Below are 9,740 nucleotides of genomic sequence, written 5' to 3'. Positions count from 1 at the left end.
TGCGATTCGGCGGAAGCCGTCTGAACCCTCTTCATACGCCAACACCACCGACTGCTTGAAAGACGTGCTGTATTTGGACATGCAAACCCCCAAAGTTGATGTCCAACTTTCGGGGGTCAGTTCAGATGGCCGGCTTAAATGGCAGGCATCTGCGGGCTATCGCAAACGAGCTTTGGTTGAAACCGCGATGGGTCGATACAAAGGCGTCATCGGGCCGCGTTTGCGCGCTCGGTCATTCCTCGCTCAACAGACAGAAGCTGCAATCAGCGTGGCCATTCTTAACCGAATGCTCGCTTGCGGACGCCCGAAATCCGTTCGCTACCGAGCCTCCAGGGGAGCAACCAAATATGCGGGCATCAAAGACCAAATTCCGCACATTTGTCTATTCCTGCACCAACGCCAAACGCTACCGTTTTCGCCGCTGTTGCATGGATCAGGCCATTCTTGAGATAGGTCGGTTCATCCTTGCGAGATGATTGAAGATATCGAGCGGGCTGCTTCGGTCACGACGGGAACCAGCTCTTCTCGGATGCGGGGCTCGTTCCAGTCGGGCATGTAAACCGGCATGCTTATAGCCGCGATTGCCTTGCGGTTCGCACCGATGACCGGCGCTGCGACCACCACTTCCTGAAGCATGAGCTGCTGGTTCGAGATGATGAATCCGTCCCGCTTCGCGCCCGCCACGCGCGCTCGCACCTCATCAGCATCCTGACAGGTAAAGGCCGTCAAAGGTACAGGCAGCCCTTTTTCCAGCATTTTTTCAAGAACATCCTCCGACGAGAACGCCGATATGATCTGGCCTATTGCGGTGACGGCCGCCGGCTGCCGCGCACCGATCAGCATGGCGTCGAAGGCAACCGAAGCATGCGGGATGCGCGCTTTGTAGACAACCTCGGTGCCGTCGAGAACACCCAAATTGACAGTGCTGTTGTATTTGCGGCTGACCTCGACCATTCGAGGATAGGCCCGCTCGAGCAGTCGGTCGTGGATCAGATAGGCATAGGCGAAGTCGAGCATTCGCAGGCCGGGCCTGTAGCGGCGCGATTTCTCATCCCGGTCGAGATAGCCGAGCGCATGTAATGTGTAGGCAAGACGTTGGACCGCGCTCTTCTCCAAACCGGAACGTTCCGTGATCTCGGTCAGGCTCATCTCGTCCTGAGTATTGCGAAACAGCTGCATGATCCTGAGGCCCCGGTCGAGGGTCGACGCGAGAATTTGCGTTTTCTCCGGTTTGGCCATCCATTTTCTCCTTCAAGGAAAGCATTCGCGACTGTCGTCCGTCGAAGACTTGACAGGTTCGTTCACTCGAGTATTAAATAATGCACATAACTATCAAATAATGAGTATTACAATCACAACCATAAATCAAGTGTCTGAAAGAGGAGCAATACAGATGCCAACTCACTTTGCCAGAACCATGTTTCTGACTTCTGCCATTTGCGGACTGCTGACCACGACAGCCCTTTCGGGGCCTGACGACAACAGCCTCACCTGGGCTGCTGTCAAGGAAGTCGTTTCGACCGATACCTATTACGACACCTCACGCGAGAGTGTGGTGCTTGCCCAGCATGTCTATGACGGGCTGGTCTTCTGGGATTCCGTGGCCAAGAAATTTGAACCTTTGCTCGCCGCCTCATGGAAACAGATCGATCCGGTGACCTGGGAATTCGAGCTGCGTGAAGGTGTAACATTCCATGACGGCACCGAATTCGGCCCGGAAGATGTGGTTTACACATTCAATTTCATTACCGATGAGGCGAACGGCGTTCTCAACTATGGCGACATCCGCTGGCTCAAGGGTGCGGAGAAAATTGACGATAACACGGTTCGTCTGCACCTGATCGAGCCATTTCCCGCCATTCTCTCCAACCTCGCTCTGGTGCTGCCGATCGTGCCCGAGGGGCATTTCGACGATGCCCCCGAAGGCTCCGGCGGCAACAAGCGTTTTGTCGCGGTCGCGCCGGTGGGCACCGGTCCTTACAAGGTCACAAGTTTCAAGGCCGGCGAGGCAATCGTCATGGAGATCAATCCCGACTATTTCGATGACAGTCCCAAGGGAAAACCCAGCATCGACAAGATCACCTACCGCACTATTGCGGATGGCTCGACGCAGGTTGCCGAACTCATGACCGGCGGAGTGGACTGGATCTGGGGGATGAACAACGACCAGGCGGAAGCGCTCTCCGCAGCTCCCGAAATTACCTCCGTGAACGCACCTACCATGCGCATCAGCTACCTCACCTTCGATCTCAAGGGCACGAGCGGCACCGACGTCTTTACCAAGCGCCCGGTCCGTCAGGCGGTCGGTCATGCAATCGACCGGGCACGGATCGCCAAGTTCCTGATGGGGGCAAACAGCCAGGTAGTGAATGCCGCATGCCACCCCGTCCAGTTCGGCTGCACCGCCGACGTTGCCGTCTATGACTACGATCCGGAGAAGGCGAAGGAGCTTCTCAAGGAGGCAGGCTACCCAGATGGCTTTACGGTCAACCTGTACGGCTATCGCGACCGCGAGGTGACCGAGGCGATCATGGGTGATTTGGCCAAGGTCGGCATCAAGACCGATCTCAACTGGCTAAAATATGCTGCCGCGCGCGATCTTATCGTCAAAGGCAAGGCATCCCTGGCCAACATGACGTGGGGCTCGTCGTCCATTCCGGACGTTTCTGCCATCACGAGCTACTTTTTCGGTGGCGGCCCCGATGATCCGGCAAACGACGAACAAGTGCAGGCGGACATTCGCGAGGGAGACCTCTCCAGCGATCCGGACGGCCGCATTGCCGCCTACACCAAGGCCCTCCAGCGCATCGCTGACGAGGTCTACTGGCTGCCGCTGTTCAGCTACACGAAGAACTACAGCTACAATGCCGCGCTCGAGTTTACGCCCACGGCAGACGAGTTGCCGCAGTTCTACGCAGCTCACTGGAAATGAGCTGACCGTCATGACGCCGAAGCCTCAGAACAGGCTTCGGCGTCGATTTGCCAACAATCGCCCGATATGGCTTTCATCCATGTCGTGCCACGGCCAGACAGGCATGAACCATGCTTCGCTTCACGCTAAAGCGGCTTGCTATCGCGGCCCTTGTTGCGCTCACAGTATCGCTCGTCAGCTTCGGCCTGACCTATCTATCCGGCGATCCAGCAGTTTCGCTTGCTGGAGAAGGCGCCACGCAGGCTGACATCGATGTTATTCGCAAACGGTTCGGCTTCGATCAGTCGATCCCGGTGCAATATATGAATTGGGCTGGTCGGGTGCTCACCGGCGATTTCGGTGACAGTTACTATTTCGGAGCGCCTGTGAGCCAGTTGCTTGCGGAACGGTTTCCTCAGACCGCGAAGCTCGGCATCTTTGCCATTGTATTCGCCATCGTCGTTTCCATACCGCTTGGCATCCTTGCGGCGATCCATCAGAACCGCACTGTCGACCGGTTCGCCCTGGCGCTCGGCACCATTGGGCAGGCGACACCGAGTTTTTGGCTGGCACTGATGCTCGTCTGGCTGTTTTCCGTAAAGCTGCGCTGGTTGCCTGTATCCGGTTCCCAGACGTTGGTGCACTTCATACTGCCGTCAATCGTTCTGGGCTACTATGCGGTTCCCTCCATGCTGCGGCTTTGTCGCGCAGGTATGATCGAAGCCCTGCAATCTGACTATGTTCGTACTGCTCGCGCCAAAGGACTGCTGCCTTCCAGCGTTCTGTTCGGACATGCGATCCGCAATTCGATACTCCCCGTCATCAGTGTGGCAGCGGTCGAATTCGGTTTCCTGCTCGGCGGCTCCGTCGTTATCGAAAGTGTGTTCGGTATAAAGGGGATCGGACTTCTTGCCTGGGAAAGCATCGCGCGAAACGATTTCCCGACCATTCAGGCCATCGTCCTCGTCTACGCCATGCTTTATGTCTGGTTGACCTTTCTGGCAGACATGGCGAATGCCTGGCTCGATCCTCGCATCCGGATGAGTTGACCATGACCATTTCCGCCATAGACAGTGGGCCGACGCCCCGCCAGCTTTTCATGTTGAAAGCTCGCCGCCATCCAGGGTTTCTGGCCGGTGCGGTGATCCTCGCCCTTCTGATATTCATCGCCCTGGCTGCGCCGCTTATCGCGCCGCACGATCCGTATTCCCAATCCCTTGCCCACCGTTTGCTACCACCGGTATGGGAGCACGACGGCACCTGGAACCATATTTTCGGAACGGACGCGCTGGGTCGCGACTATCTCTCACGTATCTTCTACGGCGCTCGTGTTTCCCTTGTTATCGGGCTTTGCGCAGCTGTCGGCTCAGGTATCATCGGCACCACGCTTGGCCTCCTGGGAGGCTATTATGGTGGGCGTATCGACAGCTTCGTGACATTCATAGTTTCAGTCAGGCTCGCCTTGCCGGTTGTGCTTGTTTCTCTTGCGGCAGTCTCCATGTTCGGTAGCAAACTCTGGATGGTGGTCGCGATTCTGAGCCTGCTTTTGTGGGACAGGTTTGCTGTCGTGGTTCGCTCGGCCACTCTGCAGTTGCGCAATCGGGAATTCGTAACTGCTGCGGTGGCCATGGGCTGCAGCACGCCGCGCATCCTGATCGGGGAACTGCTGCCCAATCTCGCTGGACCGCTTCTCGTCGTTGCATCACTTGAGGTCGGCCACGCCATTCTTCTGGAGGCGGCCCTGTCGTTTCTTGGCCTTGGTGTGCAGCCGCCCACGCCCTCCTGGGGGCTCATGGTTGCGGAGAGCAAAGGTATGATCTTCTTTGACGCCCGACTTATCGCGCTGCCGGGGGCGGCCATTGCGATCACCGTGTTGGCCATCAATCTGGTGGGCGACGGCCTGCGCGACCTGCTTGCTCCGGAGGGGCGTGCATGAACAATCCATCGCCCATTGTTTCCGTCGAAAACCTGAACGTCACGATGTCTGGTCCGCTCGGTGAACTTTCCGTCGTGCGCAAGGTCGGCCTTGAACTGCACCGCGGCGAAACTCTCGGCATTGTTGGCGAGTCCGGCTCGGGGAAATCCGTCACAGCGCTCGCGCTGATGCGACTTTTGCCGCGCAACGCCACAGTCAAAGCCGATTGTGCACGTCTTGATGGCACCGAACTGACCGCGCTCAGCGAGCGTCAGATGGCCGATATCCGTGGACCGAAGATCGCCATGATCTTTCAGGATCCGATGACCGCGCTCAATCCGGTGCTAACCATTGGCCGGCAGCTGACCGAGACGTATTTGCGCCATCGCCGCGCCACGCTGGCCGAGGCGCGAGACCGTGCAGCAGCACTGCTCGACCGTGTCGGTGTGTCCCGCCCGAAAGAGCGGCTGGATGTCTATCCGCACCAGCTCTCCGGTGGTTTGTGCCAACGTGTTGTCATCGCCATGGCCCTCATTTGCGATCCGGAAGTCATCATTGCCGATGAGCCAACCACTGCCCTTGACGTCACGGTTCAGGCGCAAGTCCTGGATATTCTTGCCGGCCTGCAGTCTGAACGTGGTCTGGCGATGATCTTCATCAGTCACGATATCGGCGTTGTGGCCCGTATCGCCCACCGCGTGCAGGTGATGTATGCGGGCGAGACCGTTGAAACCGGTGCTATGGCAGACGTACTTTCGCGTCCCTCGCACCGATATACCCAGGCTCTGCTGTCAGCGGTTCCCCGTCGCGGCATGCGCTGGGACCGCGACCGGCTGGGTACGGTCACCTGGTCAGGAGACACAAACGGAGGGGATGCCTGATGGAAACCCTGATGCAGGTACACAATGTCTCCCGCACCTTCCACCTCGGAGGCGGACTGTTTTCCGCGCCACAACCTTTGCATGCTTTGGACGATGTCTCGCTGGAGTTGAAACGGGGAGAGGTTCTGGCTCTGGTCGGTGAATCGGGAAGCGGCAAGAGCACGCTTTCGCGTATCATGCTGGGCCTTGACATACCGACATCCGGCAGCGTGCTGCTGGATGGAAAACCTGTTGAGAGCTTTGGCCGGAAAGCGTTCGCAGGCCTGGTGCAGCCGATCTTCCAGGATCCGTATTCCTCCCTGAATCCGCGCAAGACGGTGCGACAACTCATCGAAATGCCGCTTGTTGTTGCCGGGCGGTACAGCGCGGCCGAACGGCAGCGCAAGGTGCGAGAACTGCTCGGCATATTGCGCATGCCATCCCGTATGATGAGCGCCTATCCGAACCAGATGTCGGGTGGGCAACGGCAGCGTGTCGCTATTGCGCGGGCGCTGATTTCCCACCCGAAAATCGTCATCTGCGACGAGCCGACATCCGCGCTGGACGTCTCTGTCCAGGCGCAGGTTCTGAACCTTCTGATGGAACTGCGCTCGGCATTCCAGCTGACATATCTGTTCATCTCCCACGATCTGGCCGTCGTCGAGTACATCGCCGACCGGGTCGCTGTTCTGGAGAAAGGAAAACTGGTCGAGACGGCGAGTGTCAAAGATCTCTTCTCGGCTCCACAGACTGACTACACGCGCCAGCTTCTCGCTTCTGCCCTGACTATCCCGCAGGTCGACGCATCGCCCGGACCGGTTCCCGGTGTCTCCAGACCCATTTCCTGAGATCAACCGTCTTACATAAACGAGGACACAATGACCGAAGCCCAAGAACACACCGGTGCTGAGGCGCTGCACATTGACAGCGCGTCTGTCCGGCTTGTTCGCCTACCCCTTCTCACTCCTTTTACTATTTCCAGCGGCACGGCCTATGAGAAGGTGTTTCCGCTTCTGATACTGCGCAGCGGTGATCTCGAGGGCTATGCCGAAGGCGTCGCCGACCCAACCCCCGACTATCTCGAGGAAACAATCACCGGGTCGGTCTCGCTGCTGCGTGAAACCCTGGCACCGAGCTTCATCGGTCGCAGCTTCCGGAATCCGGAAGAACTGGAGCAAACACTTTTACCCTGGCGTGGCAACCAGATGGCCAAGGCGATGATTGAGATGGCCTTCTGGGACCTCTGGGCAAAGTCCTTGAGACTGCCTCTGAAGTCGCTGCTCGGAGGTGTCAGCGACGCCGTCGATGTTGGCGTTTCCCTCGGTATTGACGACATCCCCGCAACTGTTGACAAAGCCCGTCATCACCACGAACTCGGCTACAAGCGCATCAAGTTGAAGATCAAACCCGGTCATGACGTTGCTCTGGTTACCGCAGTGCGCACAGCCATTCCCGATGCAGCGCTCAGCGTCGATGCGAACGCTGCCTATACGCTCGCCGACATGCGGGTTATGCATGGTCTGGATGCATTGGGCCTCGAATATATCGAGCAACCACTCGCCCATGACGATTTGTTTGATCACGCGGTTCTGCAAAGTCGCATCAAAACAGCGATTTGCCTCGATGAAAGCATTCGCAGTCCAGCTGACGCCCGCAAAGCCATCCAGACGGATGCGACGCGGGTTATCAACATCAAGGTGGGGCGCGTCGGAGGGTATCTCGCGTCGCGGCGCATCCACGATATCTGTGCGGCCTCCAGCGTACCTGTCTGGTGCGGCGGAATGCTCGAATCCGGCATCGGCCGCGCCCACAATATTCACTTGTCAACCTTGTCGAACTTCCGCAAACCGGGCGACACATCCAGTGCCAGCCGCTATTTCAAGCGCGATATCATCTGCGAGAAGCTTGAAGTGGAGACCGGGCGCATGCCGGTTCCGGCCGGCCCGGGTATCGGTGTCAGTCTCGATTGGGATTATCTCGAAAGTGTGACCATGAGCACGGAGGAGTTGGGCACCTGAGAGGTCCCACATAAAATCCTGGGAGACAGCGACGCCCAGCTGGATAGGCCACGCATAACAAGGCGATGATTGGCTTACTCGAAGGGTTGGTGAATATTGGTATCGAAGCCATCGGCAGAGCTGGCGCAGACGGCATAGCCGATTTGTTGATCAGAAAGGGCAATGTCCCCGTCTCAGCCCAGATCGCATGGGCTTGTGATCTGGGATGGCAGGATGACGCCGCGGAAACAGTATGGCGGTTTGGTCAACGAAATGGCAAAGCACGTCGCCACCGTCCCCGCGTGCCTTGAGCTTTTCGCGACATCCAGCGTAAGGCCGCCGCGGCTGAAGATAGACGCCTGTGCGTTCACGGACGCCAAGCAACGCAATATCGACGGTACGCGCGCGTTCGTGGGGTTGGCGGAAATTGTCTTGGTTCTGTAGCGCGCGACGACGCAGCTATCAGGCGCGAAAACCGGCGCTGTGGCTAGATAAAGTTCAGCCGGATTAATGTCAGGACGCTGGTAGCAGTGCGTCCGCTGGGTCATTAATCGGCAGGTTCAAGCTCATGCCGGTATCTACCGCTGCCGGTGATGTCCGGTTAACTGCAGCTGAAAGGTTAAACGGTTATCTGGTCATCATGAACATGAACCCTGTCAGCTACAAACGCCGTCGTTTTCCACCGCTGTGATAGCCCATACGGTTTGGCTATACTTTCGATTTCCGTTGAGCCTGCGCCTGGTGGAGGAAATGCTATTGAAGCGCGGCATCATCGTTTCCTATGAGACGATCCGTTGTAGGGCGAAGAAATTCGGCCCGGACTATGCTAGCCGCTTGCGTCGGAAGTCGCCAAACCCGAGCGACATCTGGCATCTGGACGAGGTGGTCGTGACGATCGGCGGTCGGAAATACTGGCTCTGGCACGCAGTCGATCAGGACGGCTGCGTTCTCGACGAGATCGTTCAGAAGCGCCGTAACACCAAGGCTGCGAAACGCCTTCTGATCCGGCTGATGAAGAAGCAGGTATGCATGCCGAAGCGTATAGTCACCGACAAACTTCGTTCCTACGCAGCCGCGCGGTGTCACGTCATGCCCGCCATCGAGCATCGATCACACAAAGGGCTGAACAATCGCGCCGGCAATTCTCATCTTCCTCTGCGGAAACGGGAGCGAGTGATGCAGCGGTTCCGCTCGCCGGGCGCGCTGCAACGTGTCATCAGCGTCTTCTCTGCCGTCCGAAATCTGTTTGTCCCGACCCACCAGAAATACTCAGCCATCGAAGTCCATCTGCACCGCCTCAGGGCGATCGCACATTGGAAGGACGTGGCCGGAATTGCTGCCTGATAACTCCGCGCATGCCGGATGCGCGCTCGTCAGGAATTAACCTGACATCACCGGCTATGCTGTTGATCGGCTTTGCCGGCGGTTTACGCCGATCAGAAATCACCGGTCTCGACCTCGGCCGCGACCAAACGGAGGACGGGCGTGGCTGGATAGAGATGCTCGACAAAGGCCTGTTGGTAACGCTAACGCTGTGCGGCAAAACCGGTTGGTGCGAAGCGGAAATCGGCCGCGGAATCCTCCGATGCCACCTGCCCTGTCGTTGCCACAGAAACCTGGATCAAATTCGCAAAACTCGCCAAAGGCCCGCTTTTCCGCCGCGTGAGGGGTAACGGCAAGGATGTCGGGCCGGAGCGGCTGAATGATCAGGAAGTGGCGCGCCTCGTTAAAAGGCAGCATTGGCGGCCGGTGTGCGTGGTGACCTCAGCGAAGACGAGCGGGCCGGAAAATTCTCGGGTCACTCCCTGCGCGCGGGACTTGCGTATTCCGCCGAAGTCGATGAGCGTTACGTCCAGAAGCAACTTGGCCACACATCAGCGGAAATGACCCGTCGGTATCAACGGCGCCGCGACAGGTTCCGGATAAACCTCACAAAAGCTGCGGGGTTGTAGGGAAAACCGTAAGCGATGTTCTGCCCGCACGTTGCCCTGACAGCGCTGATCTGTGATCGGCTTTCCATGGATGAGCGAAGGGAGTTTCTCGATGGAGACTACACT

The 9,740-nt window shown here is 57.9% G+C and carries 8 protein-coding genes and 3 pseudogenes; 10 read left to right on the top strand and 1 reads right to left on the bottom strand.

Annotation, left to right across the window (positions count from 1 at the left end):
• Window positions 1-328: pseudogene (locus ABJN75_RS15970) on the top strand (hypothetical protein); the annotation flags it as partial.
• 131 nt (window positions 329-459) lie between these two features.
• On the opposite strand, the gene ABJN75_RS15965 reads toward ABJN75_RS15970, so the two are convergent.
• Window positions 460-1,239, bottom strand: a complete 780-nt coding sequence (locus ABJN75_RS15965; RefSeq protein ID WP_348440568.1) for an IclR family transcriptional regulator — start codon at window positions 1,237-1,239, stop codon at window positions 460-462.
• 154 nt (window positions 1,240-1,393) lie between these two features.
• Between ABJN75_RS15965 and ABJN75_RS15960 the strand changes: the two genes are divergently transcribed.
• From ABJN75_RS15960 to ABJN75_RS15920, 9 genes and pseudogenes are all read left to right on the top strand, one after another.
• The gene (locus tag ABJN75_RS15960; RefSeq protein WP_348440567.1) at window positions 1,394-2,932 is read left to right on the top strand and encodes an ABC transporter substrate-binding protein; all 1,539 of its coding nucleotides are present in this window, start codon (window positions 1,394-1,396) and stop codon (window positions 2,930-2,932) included.
• Between the two features lie 110 nt (window positions 2,933-3,042).
• Window positions 3,043-3,960, top strand: coding sequence for an ABC transporter permease (locus ABJN75_RS15955; protein ID WP_348440566.1), 918 nt, complete (start codon window positions 3,043-3,045; stop codon window positions 3,958-3,960).
• A 2-nt stretch (window positions 3,961-3,962) separates the two neighbouring features.
• Window positions 3,963-4,847 carry an ABC transporter permease gene (locus ABJN75_RS15950; protein WP_348440565.1) on the top strand — a complete coding sequence of 295 codons (885 nt, stop codon included), beginning with the start codon at window positions 3,963-3,965 and terminating at the stop codon, window positions 4,845-4,847.
• Entirely contained in the window at window positions 4,844-5,707 is an 864-nt protein-coding gene (locus tag ABJN75_RS15945; RefSeq protein ID WP_348440564.1) for an ABC transporter ATP-binding protein, read from the top strand. Before ABJN75_RS15950 ends, ABJN75_RS15945 begins: the two co-directional genes overlap by 4 nt.
• Window positions 5,707-6,534, top strand: coding sequence for an ATP-binding cassette domain-containing protein (locus ABJN75_RS15940; protein ID WP_348440563.1), 828 nt, complete (start codon window positions 5,707-5,709; stop codon window positions 6,532-6,534). The genes ABJN75_RS15945 and ABJN75_RS15940 overlap by 1 nt, the downstream gene beginning before the upstream one ends.
• A gap of 30 nt (window positions 6,535-6,564) precedes the next feature.
• Window positions 6,565-7,704 carry an o-succinylbenzoate synthase gene (gene menC, locus ABJN75_RS15935; protein ID WP_348440562.1) on the top strand — a complete coding sequence of 380 codons (1,140 nt, stop codon included), beginning with the start codon at window positions 6,565-6,567 and terminating at the stop codon, window positions 7,702-7,704.
• Between the two features lie 213 nt (window positions 7,705-7,917).
• On the top strand, window positions 7,918-8,127 hold the full coding sequence (locus tag ABJN75_RS15930; RefSeq protein WP_348440561.1) for a hypothetical protein: 210 nt from the start codon (window positions 7,918-7,920) through the stop codon (window positions 8,125-8,127).
• Window positions 8,128-8,343: 216 nt separating this feature from the next.
• Window positions 8,344-9,027 (top strand): annotated as a pseudogene (locus ABJN75_RS15925) (IS6 family transposase); the annotation flags it as partial.
• A gap of 53 nt (window positions 9,028-9,080) precedes the next feature.
• A pseudogene (locus tag ABJN75_RS15920) lies at window positions 9,081-9,635 on the top strand (tyrosine-type recombinase/integrase); the annotation flags it as partial.
• Window positions 9,636-9,740 lie beyond the last annotated feature (105 nt).

This window comes from Hoeflea sp. (assembly GCF_039975035.1).
Taxonomy (GTDB): Bacteria; Pseudomonadota; Alphaproteobacteria; order Rhizobiales; family Rhizobiaceae; genus Hoeflea.
The sequence above is the reverse complement of the archived record's forward strand: the minus strand, read 5'-3'. Positions and strand labels throughout refer to the sequence as shown.

Excerpts from the sequence above, each read along its gene's own strand:
- menC (WP_348440562.1), top strand. The coding sequence starts at position 6,565 with ATGACCGAAGCCCAAGAACACACCGGTGCTGAGGCGCTGCACATTGAC.
- ABJN75_RS15940 (WP_348440563.1), top strand. The coding sequence starts at position 5,707 with ATGGAAACCCTGATGCAGGTACACAATGTCTCCCGCACCTTCCACCTC.
- ABJN75_RS15960 (WP_348440567.1), top strand. The coding sequence starts at position 1,394 with ATGCCAACTCACTTTGCCAGAACCATGTTTCTGACTTCTGCCATTTGC.
- ABJN75_RS15965 (WP_348440568.1), bottom strand. The coding sequence starts at position 1,239 with ATGGCCAAACCGGAGAAAACGCAAATTCTCGCGTCGACCCTCGACCGG.
- ABJN75_RS15930 (WP_348440561.1), top strand. The coding sequence starts at position 7,918 with ATGACGCCGCGGAAACAGTATGGCGGTTTGGTCAACGAAATGGCAAAG.
- ABJN75_RS15950 (WP_348440565.1), top strand. The coding sequence starts at position 3,963 with ATGACCATTTCCGCCATAGACAGTGGGCCGACGCCCCGCCAGCTTTTC.
- ABJN75_RS15955 (WP_348440566.1), top strand. The coding sequence starts at position 3,043 with ATGCTTCGCTTCACGCTAAAGCGGCTTGCTATCGCGGCCCTTGTTGCG.
- ABJN75_RS15945 (WP_348440564.1), top strand. The coding sequence starts at position 4,844 with ATGAACAATCCATCGCCCATTGTTTCCGTCGAAAACCTGAACGTCACG.